Below are 18,501 nucleotides of genomic sequence, written 5' to 3'. Positions count from 1 at the left end.
AAACCACTTTGTTAATTTACATTTAAAACATTAACTTATGCTTTTTAGTAAAATAAATAGAAATAAAATGTAAAAATTACTGACATATTTATACGTAAATATTAATTATTTATAAATTCTCTCTAAAAATATTAACCAATAAAAAAAGTATCTTCTGAACCTTCTTTGAATTTTAAACGTATTTAGTAACGCCTTTCTATGCTAAAAAGTCCATTAGGATGTTGACTTAACTTTTTGAAAGTATGGCCTTATAATAATGTTAAAGCAGAATTATAGCCTGACGACTCAATATGGAATGGGTTAAAAGAATCCAGGAATAATAGCTGTGAACATTAATCGTTTTTTTAAAACTAAATAAAACAAAGGGGGGTTTGTATATGCCACGAATAATTAAAAATGGTTTTTTGGTGATTTTTAGTTCATTTCTTTTAACGGCATGTAGCTTTAGTTTTATTTATAACCACTTAGATTGGTGGAGTGATTGGTACCTTAATGATTACGTTACACTAAACCAAGAGCAGCAACAGTTATTTGATACTACATTTAACGAGCTCCATTTTTGGCACAGACAAACACAACTCAGGGAATACACACTGCAATTTAGAACGCTTAAAGAACAAGTTAATCGAGGTATTACCGATATAGAGGTTAGTGAACATTTAGCGCAGGTTAAAAATCATTGGGTCACGGTGCGAGAAAGAGCAAAGCCTAAACTTATAGTGTTAGTCTCCACTTTAGATAGTATTCAAAGAAAACAAGTTATTGATGAAATTGCCAGAAAAAATAAAGATCGTGATGATGATCAAGAACAACTCATTAAAGAGCAGTGGTTTAAAGAACAATGTAAAGAGCGACAAGAACAGCTTAAAAAGTGGGTAGGGAAGTTAACACCTGATCAAAAGTTAGAAGTGTGTGAGCTTATGCAAGCATTTTTACCCACATTTAATCATAGGATGGACTACCGAAAAAAGTGGCTCTCAGGCTTAAAACAAGTGTTATCAATTGATTTAAATAAGCAACAATATGAGGTTATGTTCACGGAACTTATCTCAAACCCTGACACATTAAAGTCTGAAGAGTATAGGATGCTCTTTAAAAATAATATGGAAACATCTGTAAGAGTATTCCATTACTTGATGAATGATTTAACTGACAGGCAACGAAAAATTTTAAATGGTAAGTTAGATGATTTCATTGAAGATTTAACAACGCTCGAAATGGATTTTTAGCGAAAAAACTGCTTGAGTATACGATTTAATAAATGAATTTTAGTCAGGTTTTTTGTAACTCGCCGATATCGTTTGAATTTATGATTATAATTTCTTTTAATGCCTATTAAGGTAATTACAATTTTAAAAACATAAAGTAAACTAAAGCATGACTTATTCCGTATAGTTATTAAAATTAAAACGTGCCGTTAATACAAGGTGCTATGTACACATAATTATTCTATAAAAAAATTTGAGAGAGTGTTAGATGAGCGATGTAAATTCACCCAAAAAATCGGTGGAAGCCTTAGAAGTCAGTAATAAACCTGTCGTTTGGGGGGTTCACTTAATTGTGACCGTTATTATATTTATTGTTGCTTTCTCAATCATTGCCGCAATGTTTACCAGTAAACCTAGTGTGAGAAAGTGGGGAGGAGGACCACCGGCTTCAGTTGGTGTAGAAACAGTAAAACTAACCGCGTCTAATTATCCTGTTTGGATTGAGTCTTATGGCTCTGCTGAGCCATTAACGCAAACACAGCTAGTTGCAGAGGTAAATGGTCGTGTTATCGAGGTGGCTAATAATATTCGTGCGGGTGCATCTTTTAAGGCCGGAGATGTTTTACTCTCTATTGATCCCCGTGATTACCAAATAGAAGTCGATGTTGCTAAGTCAACGGTTGCTGATGCATGGGTTAAATATAAAGAAGAGTTGGCGCAAGCTGATGTCGCTGAACAAGACTGGAATATACAGCCAGGTAATGACGCAGGGCGTGACTTAGCACTTAGAAAACCACAAGTTGCTGCAGCGTTGGCCTCTTTTGATGCATCAAAAGCACGTTTAGCGAAAGCTAAGCTGAATCTCGAAAGGACACAAGTAAAAGCTCCCTTTGATGGGAAGATTTTAAAGCAAATGGTGGATTTAGGACAGGTGGTTAACCCTTCTCAAACAATTGCTGAAATATATTCAACCGATTTTATTGAAGTCAGGCTGCCGGTAAAAGCACAAGATTTAGCACATATTCAGTTACCAGATGATTATCATACCCCAGGAAACACCCCTATAAATAACCGAGAAAACTTACCCATTGTGCTTTTTGAAGGGGAACTAGGCGGTAAAACGTATACTTGGGAAGGTAAATTAGTGCGCAACGAAGGCGCATTTGACTCATCTACTCGTATGCTTTATGTCGTTGCTAAGCTAGACAATCCGTTTGTTAGCTCAGAGCAATTACCGGCATTACGCGTAGGGCAATTTTTAAGAGCGAAAATTGAAGGTACACAACTGACGAACGTTTATGCTATTCCAAGACGAGCGGTAAGTCAGAGTAATATGGTTGCGGTCGCTGAAGAGGGAGTATTACAAAAGCGACTAATTGCTCCTTTATGGACAGATAAAGACTCGGTAGTTATTTCTGCGTCACCACAAGCAGGTACCATTAACAATTATAATAAAGTGCTTAATTCCACCGACCAACTTATTTTAACGCCAACCGCTAATTTGGCTGCTGGTACACGTGTAAGGTCATTGAATGATGTGAACGCTAACGAGCAGTTAGCCACCAATAAGTCTTTAATATTCCCCGTTAAAAAAGATACCAAGCCAAGCGATAATAGTCCAGTAACTTTACCCGCAGTAAATAAAGCGGCCGCTAACTCATCCACACCGACGCAAAACTAGGAGCTTATTATGCATGGATTAATCGCTTGGTTTGCTCGCAACGATGTTGCAGCTAACCTTTTAATGTTAGTTATTGTGATCGCTGGACTTTATAGCTTATCGAATAAAATTCCTATTGACCTGTTTCCTGAATTTGAAATTAATACCGTGCAAGTAAGTGCAGTGCTGCCCGGCGCTTCACCACAAGAAGTGGAAGAAGGGTTAACAATAAAGATTGAGGAGGCTATTCAAGATATTCCCGGCATTCGTGAAATGACCTCACGTTCTAATGAAGGAAGTTCAAGTGTTACGGTTGAAGTTGAAGATGGTTTCGATGTAAGAGAATTACTCGATGAGATGAAAAGTCGAGTTGACGCAATCAATAACTTTCCTGTTGAAGCTGAGCGCCCACTTGTCACGATGCCACAGCGAAAACGCGATGCCATCGGTGTTGTGATGTATGGTGATTATGACAGTTTAACGTTACGTCGTTTGGCTGAAGATGTGCGAGACGAACTAGCTGCGTTGCCTGAAGTGTCTCAGGTTAGTGTTGATAATTCACTGCGTTTTGAAATATCGATTGAAATACCCGAGTGGTCTTTAAGAAAATACGATCTGACTTTAGAACAAGTTGCTGATGCCTTGAGGCGTAACTCTACAGATGTTTCTGCCGGTAATTTAAAAACAGCAGGCGGAGATATTTTTATCCGTAGTATTGGTCAAGCTTACAGAGCAAGTGACTTTAGCCAATTACCTATTTTAACTGATAATGATGGTACGTTAATTCGCCTAGGTGATATCGCCGTACTACGTGATGAATTTGAAGAAACGCCCTTAAGAACAAGGTTTAATGGTATTCCTGCAATAGAGGTAGAAGTATTTCGTGTCGGTGACCAAAGCATTATTGATGTAACTGATGCGGTTAAAAATTATATTTTAGCTAAGCAAGGAGCGTTACCTGAAGGTTTAACGATGACCTACTGGCGAGATCGCAGTAAGTCGATAAAAGCACGATTGGCGACACTGACTAAAAGTGCATGGCAAGGCGCACTATTAGTTATTTTATTGTTAGCTTTATTTTTAAGGCCTGCTGTTGCCTTGTGGGTGTGTATTGGCATTCCCATGTCTTTTATGGGGGCATTTATTTTGATGCCTGTCTTTGGTATATCACTTAACCTTATGAGTTTGTTTGCTTTTATTTTAGTGTTGGGGATAGTCGTTGACGATGCGATTGTTACTGGTGAGAATGTTTATGAACATATGCAGCGGGGCACAGATCCCCTTACTGCTGCTATTAAAGGTACGCAAGAGGTTGCTGTACCGGTTACTTTTGGTATTTTAACCACAGTCGCTGCTTTTATACCTCTTGCTTTATTAGATGGTCGGGGCAGTTGGTATCAAAGCATTCCTTACGTTATTGTACCTGTTTTACTTTTTTCATTGATAGAATCTAAATTAGTGTTACCTGCGCATCTTAAACATATTAAACCACGCACAGGCGCGCCATCTCGGTTAACCCGTGTTCAAATGGCGATATCAAAATCTTTAGAGACTTTTATCGCCAATTTTTATCAACCCGCACTTGCATTAGCGCTACGTTGGCGTTACGCGACGCTAGCCATTATGCTGTCGTCATTATTTATTATTATTGGCGCGCTTGCTAGTGGTCAAACTAAGTTTGTATTTTTTCCTAGAGTACAAAGTGAAGTCGCAACAGCAACGCTGACAATGCCAGCAGGTACTGCTTTTGAAAGTACTGACCGTATTGTGGCTCACATGACAAAACAAGCGCAATTATTACAAGCTAAATACATTGACCCTGAATTGGGTGAATCGATTATTAAGAATATATATTCTATTAGTGGTGGGCGTAACTCAAGTACTGGTCGGGTCCGCGTAGAAACTATTCCGCCAGAAGATCGCAGTTTAGAAATTGGTACACAACAGCTTGTTGCTGAGTGGCGTAAAATGGTTGGACAAGTGGCGGGTGCAGAGCAATTAAATTATCGTGCTGAAATTGGTTGGAGCAGGCCGGCAATTAATATTGAATTGCGGGGGAAAAATGCCGACGATTTAGCTGCGTTAGGTCAAAAGTTTAAAGGTAAATTAAGCGAGTTTTCTGCGGTTTCTGATGTTGAAGATTCAATGTCTGATGGTAAAGAAGAATTACAATTAAAACTCAAGTCAGAAGCGACTTTGCTCGGACTCAACTTGAATATGGTTGCTAGGCAAGTGCGCCAAGCAGTATATGGCTTCGAAGTTCAGCGTATTCAGCGTGGGCGAGAAGAAGTTCGAGTGATGGTGCGATACCCTATTGCAGCCAGGCAGTCGATTGAAACATTAGAACAGATGATGATAAGAGTCGGGGAACGTCAAGAAGTACCTTTGTGGCAAATTGCCGACATTGTGCCGGGGTTAAGTCCTTCAAGTATTTTACGTATTGATCGCCAACGCACGCTTTCTATAACAGCTGATTTTAATAAAGAGCAAGGTAACTTATCGGCTGTACAAGAAGAGTTAAGTGAGTTTTTGCAGCAAGCTATTAGCGGCTACCCCGGTCTTAGCTATGAAATGGCGGGAGAGGCGAGAGATCAAAAAGAGTCTTCTCAAGAGTTAAAGTTTGGCATGTATGGTTTGTTATTGGTGATATATATTTTACTGGCTATTCCTTTTAAAAGTTATTCTCAGCCTTTAGTTGTTATGATGGTCATCCCATTTGGTATGGTTGGCGCCGTGATAGGTCACTGGATAATGGGAATGGATTTAACCCTGTTAAGTTTGATGGGAGTATTAGCTTTATCAGGTGTTGTTGTTAACGACTCCTTGGTGCTTGTTGACTATATCAATAAAAAACGCTCAGAAGGTGCCGCATTATTTGATGCTGTTTATGCGGCAGGTGGTCGACGCTTTAGGCCAGTGTTACTAACGTCGCTAACAACGTTTGCCGGCTTAATGCCACTTTTATTTGAAAAAAGTACGCAAGCACAATTCTTAATTCCAATGGCAGTAAGTTTGGGTTTTGGTATTTTGTTTGCAACGATAATTACCTTATTTTTAGTACCAATTAATTACCTAATTATGGAAGATATTAAGCGTTACAGCGTTCGTTATAAAAATGACATGGCTTGGTTAATACGCAAAGGTGTTAACAAAATTAAACCATCGTAATATTTAACGTGAAGTTGTTAGGGGTTTAGGTTTATGAGATGTTTAAATTACCAATCACTTAATGGGATTGGTAATTTTTTGCCTTTAATGGATCACTAAACTTAGTTGAATAGATAAAGTAGTGTTTGTTAAACATACTGGTTGAATTCAACATGCGTATTCAAATTTCTTGCAGGGCCACAGTTATTATTAAACTAATTTTAAACATTGCAATAACAGCCTTTCGCTTCTTTAACCACAATATTTGCGGTATATCCTTTTAGGTAATTATTTAGCATAGTTTGAGCATAACCTGTAGTTTTCGAGCAAGCCAAACCTTGCCCATAAGGACCAAAATAGACAACTTTTCCTGTCTCATCTATTAATGCGACAGAAGGAGTGGAAGGGATTATATTGTGCTGTGCAACGACAACATTTTTGACAATGAAATTATTAACGTCAGCTAATTTATTGAGATCTTGAATATGTTTTTCACTGAATTTTTGACAATAACAACTAGGTGTAGAAAAGTGTAATATGGTATTGCGACCTGTCATATTTTCTTGATAAGTATAGCGGGTAAAGTCATCAGAAAGTTGTTGATATTCAATACCGGCTAACTTATTACTCTCATCAAAATCCACAAGCCTACCTTTGGTAAAGTAACCAAATGCAGATAGCGTAAAAACTACCCACACGGTGAGTACTCCAAGTTGGAATTTTGTCATGAAGTTATTTAAAACGAGCAATATTAAGCGCCATAGCACTCGATGTATGAGTGACACTATTCGCTTCTTGAGCCAATGCTTCAACTCTTTCTCTGTCTATTAACGCTGTGTCCCTTAAGGTTTCTGCACTTTTTGCTATATCTGCTGTGGTTACTGATTGTTGTTCAATCGCAGCCGCGACATTCATTGATATAGCACTGGCATGTTCAACGAGTGTTGATGCTTGAGATATTTGTTTTTGGGCATTATCAGCACTTTCAATGACGGATTGCACAATGGCTATACTATGAGTCATAGAGTCTGTAGTTAACTTAGAATAATTTTTCAAAAGAGACAGTGTTTGACTTATTTTGTCTGTACTTTCTTTTGTTCGAGTGGCCAATGCTCGTACTTCATCGGCGACAACAGCAAAGCCTCTGCCTTGCTCTCCTGCTCGAGCAGCTTCTATTGCTGCATTTAATGCTAATAAGTTTGTTTGCTCTGCAATACCACTAATCTCAGATAATACTTTGGAGATAGCTTCGGTAGAGTTTGCTAAGTCATTTACCTGTTCACTTGTTTTTTCTAATGCAGATGTTAAATTTTTGTTTTGTTCATTAATCCTCATTATTTCTTCGTTAGAGGATTTAGTGTAATTGGTTGCTTCTTGCATCTGATCACTTAACTGGTTAGTTTCTTCTGCTATCGATGCAACGGTTACCGCCATTTCTTCTGCAGAGGCGGCAATAACTTCAGTTTCTTGTTGACGCTGTGCTGTAGAACTTTCGAGCTCTGTTTTCGTTTTATTTAAGTTTAGTGAATTAGTATTTAATTCGATAACTTGCTCTTTTACGCCTTGAATTACGCTTGCTAATAGCCCCAGCAACTCATTAAATGACAGCAGGGTGCTATTATTTGCCGTTGTTTTGATGTTTAAATCAATTGCATTAACATCCGCAGTTAATGCAGTGGCCACTAAAGATAATTCTTTACCGGCTTCACTCTCAACTTTCATAGAATGTGCTATGTAACCGGCAATAATCGACTCAGCAATTGCGTAGACTGCATGAATGATTACCGTTGTAAATAAAAGTCTTTCCTCATCAAATATAAATACCCCTGTATCATTTACCTGAAGAAAGTAAAAAGAAACATGATGTATTGCAACCACAATAATAGCGGTAATAAATACTCGCCAATCCTGAAAAATGATTAAAAAAGCCAATAAAATGAAAATTTCAAAATGAACTTCAATTAAACCGTTGGCTTGATGAATGTGCAAAGCAGCAAATATCATTGCTGAAAGTGCTGATATATGACCAGCAATAGCTTTATTTGCCGCGGTCTTATAAAAATATATTGGCACAAGTAAAGCAGGTAAACCTATGACAAATGCAGAAAAATATGAATCATAGATAAAACCTAACAGTAAACTTTCAGCAAACAATACGCTAAAAAGGTATGTAAATAATTTATTGTTTTTATTCATTTTCTATCCATTTTTAAGTGTAATTAATATTAGTTTTTTATACAAATCAAACATTAATATATGAACTTTAATCGGGTGTTTACAAAAAAAATAACTTTGTAAGTGCTTGTAAGTGCTTGTAAGTCATTACTTAAAATAACGTGATTCATATAACATTAGTTGAGGAGCATAAACAAATCAATATTGTAATGCTTTAAATTAGGACGCTAAAATATACAGAAAGGTTATTTTATTGCACGTTACAATAGCCTTAACAACTAAAGGAAGTTTATTTATAGGGAATCATCTGGGAAAAATTAGCGCATGAATAACGCTTCAATATTATAGTATTGATTAATGTCTGCGCATATTTTGATTGTTGTCGTTTACTGGTCATGTTTAAGGTGATTGTTTGGCCGTTTTTAAATTAATACTCACCATTAAAGTGGGTAAGTCGATACCGAAAAGGTCTCTTTTATGAAGACGATAAACGGTTTATAAATACTTAGTAATACACTTCTAACTTAATTTATGACTTAAATACGTCATCTTGCCAATTTTCTTCTAGTTTATCCCAATATATTCCCTGAACATTTGTCGAACTTTTTGCGAGGCATTGACATCATCTAACGCAATCAGTTTTTCAAAGGTGCCTGTTCTGGGTTAATTAATACAGCAAGTATGGTTGTTGTTTTTTTCATCTTTAATGTTTCTATAGCGACATGTTATTTTGATTATCACTTAATTAGAATTGTATTGTCTTTTAATTGGAATATAATCGTCATCTTTTTGGGGGCTATGCAACGATTAAGCATAAATGAGTGTATTTATTGATGAAAATTATAAAACACATACTTTAAGTCATGCTAATACGTTGATGCGATTACAGGATTAGCGTATGGCTAAAATAAATAATACATTACCGAATGATTTTTTAGTTGCTCGTTTATGCAGGTAAAATCCCCCCACTTTATTTTTAGCAGATCTTAACTTATAAGTTTCTGCCTTTTAAACGTTAGCGCTAAGCTTATTTGTAACGGTAAATATTGCTTTATATCTTCTTCTTTTGTCAGTTTTAAAGAAATAGCCATGCAGATTTATACGAGAGATAAAACGTTTTTATAACAAATTTTAAATTAACCCTTAGAGAAGTATTGTGAAAAAACTTATAACAACTGTCTTGCTATTTCTACTTGCAACGCCTGCTTTTGCGGCTGGAGCTGGTGAAATAGATCTAACGAACTCAATAGCAGGTTTAACTGCATTAACCATTTTCATTATTGCTTACTTACTGGTGATCGGTGAAGAATTCATACACCTTAGAAAGTCAAAACCGGTATTGGTTGCGGCAGGTATTATTTGGTTAATTATTGGTTGGATCTACACACAACATGGTATTCCAGCAGCAGCTGAAGAGGCTTTTAATCATAATTTACTTGAATATGCTCAATTACTACTCTTTTTATTAGTCGCGATGACTTATATCAATGCGATGGAAGAGCGAGGGGTTTTTGACAGTTTACGTATTTGGATGATTTCTAAAGGCTTAAGTTTACGCAGCTTATTTTGGGTTACAGGCTTAATGGCATTTGCTATCTCTTCGTTTGCGAATAACTTAACCACCGCAATGTTAATGTGTGCCATCGTACTTAAAGTGGCCCCTAAAGATATTAAGTTCATTAATATTGCCTGTATTAATATTGTAGTAGCATCTAACGCAGGTGGGGTTTTTAGTCCGTTTGGTGATATAACGACGTTAATGATATGGCAGGCAGAATTAGTTAAGTTCGAACAATTTTTTGTCCTCTTTATACCGTCACTGGTAAACTTTTTAATACCTGCTGTTATTATGAGCTTCTTTATCTCTAATGAAAAATCAACACCGATAACTGACGATGATTTCATATTAAAACGTGGTGCTAAGCGAATTATATTTTTATTTATACTAACTATTGCTACTGCGGTTGCCACTCACAGTGTTGTTAACATGCCTCCGGTATTGGGGATGATGATGGGTTTAGGCTATTTAAAATTCTTAGGGTTTTATTTACGCAGAAGCTTACCTCACTCGTTGAATAAAAAACGAACGTTGGCGACCATAAGTCATGATGAAAAAGCGTTAAAGCGTCTAGGTAATATAGTTCCTTTTGACATTTTTGAAAAAATAGCCCGTGCCGAATGGGACACTTTACTGTTCTTTTATGGCGTAGTTATGTGTGTTGGTGGGCTTGGCTTTATGGGCTATTTAGGTTTGGTTTCAGAGTTATTGTATACCAACTGGGATCCTACTTATGCCAATATTGCCGTCGGCGTACTTTCAGCCATTATTGATAATATTCCAGTTGTTTTTGCAGTATTGAGCATGAACCCCGTTATGGATCTTCAACAATGGTTATTAGTCACAATGACCGCTGGAGTAGGGGGAAGTTTACTTTCTGTTGGTTCAGCGGCAGGTGTCGCTCTAATGGGGCAAACTAAAGGTAAATATTCATTTATAGGACACTTAAAATGGAGTTGGGCGATCGCTTTAGGGTACGGTGCTAGCATTTATGTTCATTTTTTAATAAATGGTTAAGTGGCTCAACATACTTAAAAACACCTTTAATTTATTGATGTTATATTAAAGGTGTTAACTTAAGGTGCTGTTTGATTATGGAAAATAGGTAGAAAGGTTTTCTCTAAACAAAGCAGCAATTCACGCACCACCTTAGCAGCAAAAATATCACTGTTTCCTGTGCTGTCAATAGCCGGTGATAACTCTACTACGTCGCAACCGACAAAATATTTAGTGCGTAATATTTTACATAAACTAATAAATGAATGGAAATCTTCCCCTCCTGGCTCAGGAGTACCTGTGCTAGGGGAAAAACTGGGATCAAAATAGTCTAAATCTAGGGTTAAATAAATAGGAATGTCTTTGGGTATCGCTTGAACACAGTCGAAAAATTCAGCTCGACTTTTTTTAAGGGTATTATGGGTTTTCATCCATTGATATTCTTCGCGAGTACCGGAGCGAATACCATATTGTATCAATTGATTCTGCTCACCAAAATGGTCGGTAATACCACGAATTATTGAAGCATGAGAGTAATGATACCCTAAGTAACCATCACGCAAATCAGCTTGTGCATCGAGATGTAAAATCACTAAATTAGGAAAATCGGATAAATACTTCTTGATTGGCGCGTATGAAATTGAATGCTCACCGCCTAACGTTAACAGGCGAATGTTATTTTCTTTTAAAGCAACATCATCAAATAACGTCGTGAATGCCTTATTCGTTTTATTATAAGCGCTCTCGATATCAGCCTTTGCACTTTGCTCATCGATTGACAAGTCAATGGGCAAATTACCCAGGTCAATAAATGAAATGTCCTCGACGTCGGCGTCTAAATAAGGGGAATACGATTCAATGCCATCAGAAGCATGGCGAAGTGCGTTAGGTCCGGCTTTTGTTCCTTTTCTAAAGCAGGCGGTACCATCGAACTCAAAACCGACAATGTGTGTTGTGTCTTGAAATATAGCCTACTTATTTTTAGCCCCTTCAAAAGGTATCAGGGCAGGTATTAACTCAACATTAATTTCTTTAACTATTTTCATTATTTAGCAACGAGAGCTTATAACAATCATTTTCAATGATTATCCAAAAAAACACCTAAAAGTATAGTTATTTTTTATAAAAGAAAGTCTTTCAAACCAAATCACGTTATTGTTCATACCTTTATTGTTTATTATATCAATATTAGTACCATTATTTTATTGATAATAACTATAGAATTTGTAAAATAACGCACTATTTTTTTACTAAGGGGTTGTTATGTTTTTTGAGGGGTCAGAAAAAAAAGCTGAAATCTTAATTGATGGTAAACAGCTTTCTTTACTTATTGATATTGATAACGAATTTTGGTCAGAATTAGTCAATCGTAGCCAAGCCCAAATACTATCATCTATTCAAAATAAGCATTGCAAAGCCTTCTTATTGTCTGAATCCAGCTTATTTGTTTGGCGGGACAGAATATTAATTTTAACCTGTGGTGAAACACAGTTAGTGAAAGCGGTAGAATTTTTCATTCAAAAACTGGGTAAAAAAGTGATAAAACAGCTTACTTATCAGCGTAAGAATGAATATTTTGCTAATGCACAGCCAAGTTGCTTTGGCGATGATATAAAGTTAATTAATCAATATTTACCTGGTAAAGCATATCGTTTTGGTGAAATGGACAGTCACCATAACTATGTCTTTCACTTAGACAACGACTTTACTGCTGATACTGATGATATTACCTACGAGTTGTTGGCCTATCAAATAAGTGAACAAGCCTCAAAACATTTAACACAAGCCAATTTGTCCGGCCAAGAGATCCGTGATTTTTTATGTATTGATAAGATATTGCCAGGCTTTATTATTGACGATTTCGTGTTTTCTCCTTACGGTTACTCACTTAATGCGCTTAAAGAACAGCAATATTTAACCATTCACGTTACACCACAAATGGACAGCAGTTATATTAGTTTTGAATCAAATATAGATTTACTGACACTTGCACCAACACTCTTAGAGATATTGGCACCAAAATCTTTTGATTTAATGAGTTTTAATGAGCAAGCTTTTGAAGAAAAACTCATTACTTTAATTCCAGGCAAATACGTGAGTAAATCACGTGTTTGCAAAAAGCTTGATAATGGCTACTTAGTTAACTTTGCTAACTATATTTTGCCTCAAACAACCTTTGTTGAGCCAATTATGCTCAATATTTCAGGGGAAAACCATGCACTCTAATTTATGGGTAGAAGAAAAGTTCGAAGATTTCTTGGGCATTAAATTTAAGGTAGAAAAGGTGCTTTTCTCTGGAAAAAGTCAATTTCAAACTGTCGATGTTGTTGAAACAAAAGGCCATGGCAAAATGTTATTAAATGACGGCTTGATCATGGTCACCGAGCGTGATGAATTTGCTTACCACGACATGATAAGCCATGTGCCATTATTTGTTCACCCTAGTCCTAAAAATGTCTTAGTGATTGGTGGTGGCGACGGTGGAACGGCAAGAGAAGTTATTCGTCATAAATCCGTGAAAAAATGCACGATGGTTGAAATCGATGTTATGGTTGTTGATGCCTGTAAAGAGCACATTCCACAGACCTCTGCGGCACTTAATGATGAGCGTATCAATCTTATTATAGGGGACGGTGTTCAGTTTGTGAAAGACACGACTGAGAAGTTCGACGTTATTATTGTCGACAGCACAGACCCGATTGGACCGGCACAACCCTTATTTGGTGAAGCGTTTTATAAAGATGTTTTTAATTGCCTAGCGGATGATGGTATTGTTGTTTCACAGGGAGAGTCGTCATGGTACGCCATGGATATTCAACAATCACTGTTGAAAGTATTAAATAACGTATTTCCTAAAAGCTACTTGTATAGTTTTAGTAATTTAACTTATCCAGGGGGGTTGTGGAGTTTTACCTTTGCGTCTAAGCAATATCATCCCACGATCGATTTTAATCCTACGCGTGTTGAAAAATCAGGTTTGACCTTTGATTATTATAACGCACCTTTACACGCTGCTTCCTTTGCTTTGCCCAGTTTTGTGAAAAAGGGCTTAGTGGGGTTAATCGATAATTAGGCCGCTAAAAATTAAACCTTGTCTGCTGAACAATAGGTTACATTTATTATATGAAACGTCAGAAGACAAGTATTATTTAAAAGGAGTTACTTCTATTTTTCTTGGCTTTATAAATTATAAAAAATAGAGAAATGTCACTTTATAAAAACTTAAGTTATTCTATTTTTGGAGGGCAGATAAAATCATCTTATTAAAATAGGAGACTGCTTATCAGTACATCATTAAAATTAGACTCTTGTCATTTGTACAGGTATGATTTAAAAAAGAAAAAAAATTATCTAAGGTCATTATGATAACGCTTAAGTTTCGATTGCTTATGGTCATGTTTTTCTGTTCAGTATGCTTTGCTGAAACTGCTTTTAGCCAAACCCTTGTAAAAATTGTTAACCAAAATTATCTCCCACTACCTAATGCGGTCATTGAGTATGCGGTTCCCCAACCGCTTGTAAATAAATCGACTGAAGACCCTATCTATGTGATGGATCAAATAAACAAAGCGTTTGAACCACTTGTTTTAGTTGTTCCAGTTAATAGTTTAGTCAGCTTTCCTAATAGTGATGATATACGACATCATGTTTACTCTTTTTCACCCGCTAAAACATTTGAATTAAAATTATACGCGGGCAAACCTAAAAGTCCGGTTCGTTTTAATGATAAAGGTCTTGTTGTTATGGGCTGTAATATTCATGATGCTATGGTGGGATATATTTATGTCACTGATAAAGAAAATGCCTATGTGAGCAATAAAAAAGGTGAGGTGTTACTGCCGCGTACTTTAGCGTTAAATATGCAATTAAAAGTTTGGCACCCTAATAGCACTAAAGGTTTATCTCAACATACCTTATTGACTATTGACCAAAAAATGCTAGATGAGAATGACATTGTTATTGTAATAAGTGTTAACACACCCGAACCAAGAGACAGTTTTGAAGAGTTAGCTTTTCATGAGCACTAGGTTTAGCTTTAAAGCACAAATCACTTGGTTATTAACCAGTTTAATTTTATTAACCGTGATTTTTTTAACGGGCAGTAATTGGTTTCGATTTGCTGATTATGCAGAAAACCAAATTGAACGCCAAATGTATTTTGCTCAAAATGTACTTGAGCAAACGCTGAGATCACAAGAAAAAGTGTTAACGACAACAGCAAGCGTTTTAGCTGCTGATTTTGGTTTTAAACAAGCCGTAGCGACCCGCGACAAAAAGACGGTAGAGAGCGTACTTCTTAACCACGGCAAACGTATCAATGCTGATTTGATGTTAATACTCGACTTAGAAGGCAAGCTATCAACGACCAGCTCATTACATTCTTTGGATACTAAGACTATTGAGAGAAATATCAACAAACTTCCTTTTAGAGAGGTGCATGCTCAAATTCTTAGTATCGAAAATAAAGTTTTTCAAGTCATCGTTGTCCCTGTTAAGGCGCCGAGAGTTATTGCCTATACCGTGATTGGCTTTGAATTTGATCAAATAGCCTTATTGAAACTTAAAGAATTAATCGCTTTAGATTTAACTCTAGTACAAAATAATCTGCTTATTGATTCAAGTATTGATGATAAAGATATTATAAAAAAATTGTTAAAAGGCTACCAGCAAACATCTCCTAATTTACTCCTAACCCGTTCTGATTATTTTCACAAAACAATTAGTTTCGGTGGCTCTAAAGATGTAAGAGCGACGTTGTCTGCTTCTTTAACACAGATTCAGAGTGACTTTAATCGTTTGATTTACTCTATGTTAATTATCGCTATGACTGTGATCGTGATTGCCATTACTTTATCTCGTCTTTTATCTAGAGGCTTATCTACCCCGTTGCACATTTTAATGGAGCTAACCAAAAAAATTGGTCGTGGTGAACTTAAGGTGCCTACATTAGCTAAGCGTTTGCCTGTTGAATTTAGTGAACTTTATCAAGGGTTTTCAGTTATGGGGGCCGCTATTGAAAACCGTGAACAAGCTATCCTTTATCAAGCAGAACGCGATGTACTAACGGGTTTGTATAACCGTCATAAAATATTAAATATTATTGCTGACTCCTTTGAAGAAAAGATCAACTTAGTGGTTATTACTCTTAACATTAAGGGCTTTAAAGCCCTTAATGACACAATTGGTCTCAGTAATGGCGATAGTCTATTGAAAGATATCGCTGCTCGCATCATTGTTTTTATTGAAAAGTCAAACCAAGTCTTAAAAGACGATACTATGGCAGCAAGAAGCAATTCAGATGAGTTTTTAATCGCTATTCCAATTAATGATACAAATGAAATAAACCATTTTATTGAATTATTACAACGTGAATTAAACCGACCCTTTTGGCTTGATGATATTAAAATTAATTTGTCACTTTATTTTGGTGTCGCCAATTCACTTGATCATGGGATTGATGCTGAACGCTTGATCAGGCGCTCAACTATGGCCGTTTCTTTAGCTTATCAAGAGCAGGTTTCGTTAAGGTTTTATCAAGAAGGCGAAGATGAAAACTATCTTTATAAGTTGCGGTTAATTGAAGAGTTAAAAGGTGCACTTGAAAGTGAAGTCAGTCCGCTCTTTATGAATTACCAACCGAAATTAAATATGAATACCGGCAAAATTGATAAACTTGAAGCCTTAATTCGTTGGATTAACAAAGAGGGGAAATTTGTAAACCCTGAATTATTTATTGATTTAGCTGAAAAGGCGGGCTTAATTGTCTCGTTAACTCGCTGGGTAATTTTACAGGTTATTCAGCAAATGGAACAATGGAATAAAATGGGATACCTCTTTAAGGTTTCGATTAACTTATCTGCCCAAGATATTCAAAATGAACAATTTGTCGACTATTTACTTACCACAGTGAACAATCATGACGTCGCTACAACACAAATAACACTGGAATTAACAGAGCGAGATATCGCCGAAAATGAAGCACTAGTGATTGCACGTTTATCACATTTAAAATCACTGGGTTTTACTATTTCAGTTGATGATTACGGTATTGGTCAATCTTCACTAGCTAAATTGAAAAGCTTGCCTGTCGATGAATTAAAAATCGATAAAACATTCATTTTAACATTAGAGCAATGTCAGAAAGATCAAGATATCGTCGCCTCAACTATTTCTCTAGGCCATAAACTTGGGCTGAGTGTTGTTGCTGAAGGTGTTGAAAATAAAGCAAGCTTAATGTTACTCAATGACTTTAAGTGTGACTATGCACAAGGTTATTATTTATCGAGACCAGTTAGCGCTGAACAATTTATTGAATGGTATAAAAGCTATGAATCGCCGCTTTAGTTTTAGCTTACTGCTATTAATGTTACTGCCAATAGTGAGTTTTGCTAATGGTAAGATATTAGCAACCCCAGGTGTTTCTCAAGTAGAGGGCTCAGGTGGTGGCGGTTTAGTTCCTTGGGCTCAATTAGCAGGTTATGCAACAGAAGATGAATTAGCCTTTTCTGCCTTTTGTACACAAGCTAATGTGAAGGATTTTCAATTAAACAGTTGTGGTGGTCAGGTTAATTTTTATGATCGCTTAGAGGTCTCTTTTGTAAAACAACACTTTGATGTAGAGCCTTTGTCATTAACACTGTCTCAAGATATTCTGGGTCTTAAATTAAGATTATATGGTGATTTGCTTTATAGCACTTGGCCACAATTATCAGTAGGTATTCAGCAAAAATCACTAAGAACCGCTGATGTTGCTTTTTCATTAGGCGCCAAAGACGATACAGGAACCGACTTTTATTTAGCGGCAAGTAAACTACATTTAGGCCTTTTAGCGGGTTATAACGTATTGTGGAATGTCTCTTTACGATACACACAAGCCAATGAAATGGGACTGCTCGGATTTAGCGGACCTAATGGTAATGGCGCGTTACAAACTGAAATGTCTGTGGCGGTATTATTCAATAAACATATTGCTGTAGGTACTGAATATCGACATAAACCTGATAATTTAGGGCTTAAAGAGGATGACTGGCAAGATCTTTTTTTGGCATGGTTTCCAAATAAATACGTGAATGTTACTCTCGCTTACCTTGATTTAGGTACTCTTGCGGGATTGTCGGATCAAAAAGGTTGGTATTTGTCGTTGTCAGGATCCTATTAATGTCTAAATATTTTAGCACTGTTATTTTTGTCTTCGCTTTGCAACTATGCTTGGGTTGCAGCAGCCAACGAGTAGAACAACGTGAGGCGCTTTATGCTGAAATTGGTGGTCATGAAGGTTTAGAAAGCCTCGTTGATGCGTTTGTGCAAAGAATTGTGAAAGATAAAGTCATATTGCCTTATTTTGCTAAGTCGAGCGTCAAACATTTCAAGCAAGGTTTTATCAATCATTTATGTGGGTTGGTAAACGGGCCATGTGAATATAATGGCGATAGCATGATTGATATTCATACCGGCATGAATATTAATGAAGGAGACTTCAATCGTGTGGTTGAACTACTGATACAGGCTATGGAAGATGTTGGTATTCCTTACTCATCCCAAAATAGAATACTCGCAAAACTAGCTGTTTTCAGAGCTGAAATAATAAAAATATAATATTGTCTTTAGTTTTCCCTCAACATTCTCAACTTTATTTGCTGTCTCACCCAAAATTATTTGTGTTTAGTTTCAACAGCGTTAATCAACACATGTATATAAACAGAAAATAAGCAAACATAATGATGTTAATTATGTAATTGCAAAGGTAAAATTGACCT

13 protein-coding genes and 1 pseudogene are annotated in these 18,501 nt (G+C 36.4%); 10 read left to right on the top strand and 4 right to left on the bottom strand.

The genetic code is table 11. From position 1 onward, the window contains the following. Positions 1-377 precede the first annotated feature (377 nt). From H4J52_RS04315 to H4J52_RS04305, 3 genes are all read left to right on the top strand, one after another. On the top strand, positions 378-1,229 hold the full coding sequence (locus H4J52_RS04315; RefSeq protein ID WP_182224262.1) for a DUF6279 family lipoprotein: 852 nt from the start codon (positions 378-380) through the stop codon (positions 1,227-1,229). 247 nt (positions 1,230-1,476) lie between these two features. Beyond that, positions 1,477-2,889 carry an efflux RND transporter periplasmic adaptor subunit gene (locus H4J52_RS04310; RefSeq protein WP_182223270.1) on the top strand — a complete coding sequence of 471 codons (1,413 nt, stop codon included), beginning with the start codon at positions 1,477-1,479 and terminating at the stop codon, positions 2,887-2,889. Between the two features lie 9 nt (positions 2,890-2,898). Beyond that, entirely contained in the window at positions 2,899-6,036 is a 3,138-nt protein-coding gene (locus tag H4J52_RS04305; RefSeq protein ID WP_182177842.1) for an efflux RND transporter permease subunit, read from the top strand. Between the two features lie 200 nt (positions 6,037-6,236). Here the strand turns inward: H4J52_RS04305 and H4J52_RS04300 are convergent, their stop codons facing one another. From H4J52_RS04300 to H4J52_RS20390, 3 genes and pseudogenes are all read right to left on the bottom strand, one after another. Then, positions 6,237-6,743, bottom strand: a complete 507-nt coding sequence (locus H4J52_RS04300; protein WP_182177844.1) for a DUF6436 domain-containing protein — start codon at positions 6,741-6,743, stop codon at positions 6,237-6,239. A gap of 4 nt (positions 6,744-6,747) precedes the next feature. Then, positions 6,748-8,211 (bottom strand): methyl-accepting chemotaxis protein, encoded by a 1,464-nt coding sequence (locus H4J52_RS04295; RefSeq protein WP_182177846.1) that lies wholly within the window; start codon positions 8,209-8,211, stop codon positions 6,748-6,750. 543 nt (positions 8,212-8,754) lie between these two features. Further along, positions 8,755-8,832, bottom strand: a pseudogene (locus tag H4J52_RS20390) (hypothetical protein); the annotation flags it as partial. A gap of 511 nt (positions 8,833-9,343) precedes the next feature. On the opposite strand from H4J52_RS20390, the gene nhaD reads away from it, so the two are divergent. Continuing rightward, positions 9,344-10,765 (top strand): sodium:proton antiporter NhaD, encoded by a 1,422-nt coding sequence (gene nhaD / locus H4J52_RS04290; RefSeq protein WP_182177955.1) that lies wholly within the window; start codon positions 9,344-9,346, stop codon positions 10,763-10,765. A gap of 59 nt (positions 10,766-10,824) precedes the next feature. Here nhaD and speB read toward each other — a convergent pair whose 3' ends face one another. After that, positions 10,825-11,691 (bottom strand): agmatinase, encoded by an 867-nt coding sequence (speB, locus tag H4J52_RS04285; RefSeq protein WP_310649972.1) that lies wholly within the window; start codon positions 11,689-11,691, stop codon positions 10,825-10,827. A 316-nt stretch (positions 11,692-12,007) separates the two neighbouring features. On the opposite strand from speB, the gene H4J52_RS04280 reads away from it, so the two are divergent. The 6 genes from H4J52_RS04280 to H4J52_RS04255 all read left to right on the top strand — a co-directional run bounded on the left by H4J52_RS04280 (position 12,008) and on the right by H4J52_RS04255 (position 18,340). Continuing rightward, complete coding sequence (locus H4J52_RS04280) at positions 12,008-12,970, top strand: adenosylmethionine decarboxylase (protein ID WP_182223271.1); 963 nt, start codon at positions 12,008-12,010, stop codon at positions 12,968-12,970. After that, positions 12,960-13,817, top strand: a complete 858-nt coding sequence (gene speE, locus H4J52_RS04275; RefSeq protein WP_182177850.1) for a polyamine aminopropyltransferase — start codon at positions 12,960-12,962, stop codon at positions 13,815-13,817. Before H4J52_RS04280 ends, speE begins: the two co-directional genes overlap by 11 nt. A 289-nt stretch (positions 13,818-14,106) precedes the next feature. Continuing rightward, entirely contained in the window at positions 14,107-14,772 is a 666-nt protein-coding gene (locus H4J52_RS04270) for a methylamine utilization protein (RefSeq protein WP_182223272.1), read from the top strand. After that, positions 14,762-17,089 carry an EAL domain-containing protein gene (locus H4J52_RS04265; protein ID WP_182177854.1) on the top strand — a complete coding sequence of 776 codons (2,328 nt, stop codon included), beginning with the start codon at positions 14,762-14,764 and terminating at the stop codon, positions 17,087-17,089. Before H4J52_RS04270 ends, H4J52_RS04265 begins: the two co-directional genes overlap by 11 nt. Next, positions 17,073-17,903, top strand: coding sequence for a DUF3034 family protein (locus H4J52_RS04260; RefSeq protein ID WP_182177856.1), 831 nt, complete (start codon positions 17,073-17,075; stop codon positions 17,901-17,903). The genes H4J52_RS04265 and H4J52_RS04260 overlap by 17 nt, the downstream gene beginning before the upstream one ends. Further along, on the top strand, positions 17,903-18,340 hold the full coding sequence (locus H4J52_RS04255; RefSeq protein ID WP_182177858.1) for a group 1 truncated hemoglobin: 438 nt from the start codon (positions 17,903-17,905) through the stop codon (positions 18,338-18,340). The genes H4J52_RS04260 and H4J52_RS04255 overlap by 1 nt, the downstream gene beginning before the upstream one ends. Positions 18,341-18,501 lie beyond the last annotated feature (161 nt).

Origin of the sequence: Colwellia sp. MB02u-14 (assembly GCF_014076915.1) — a bacterium.
GTDB lineage: Bacteria > Pseudomonadota > Gammaproteobacteria > Enterobacterales > Alteromonadaceae > Colwellia_A.
This window is presented reverse-complemented; position numbering and strand designations above follow the sequence as displayed.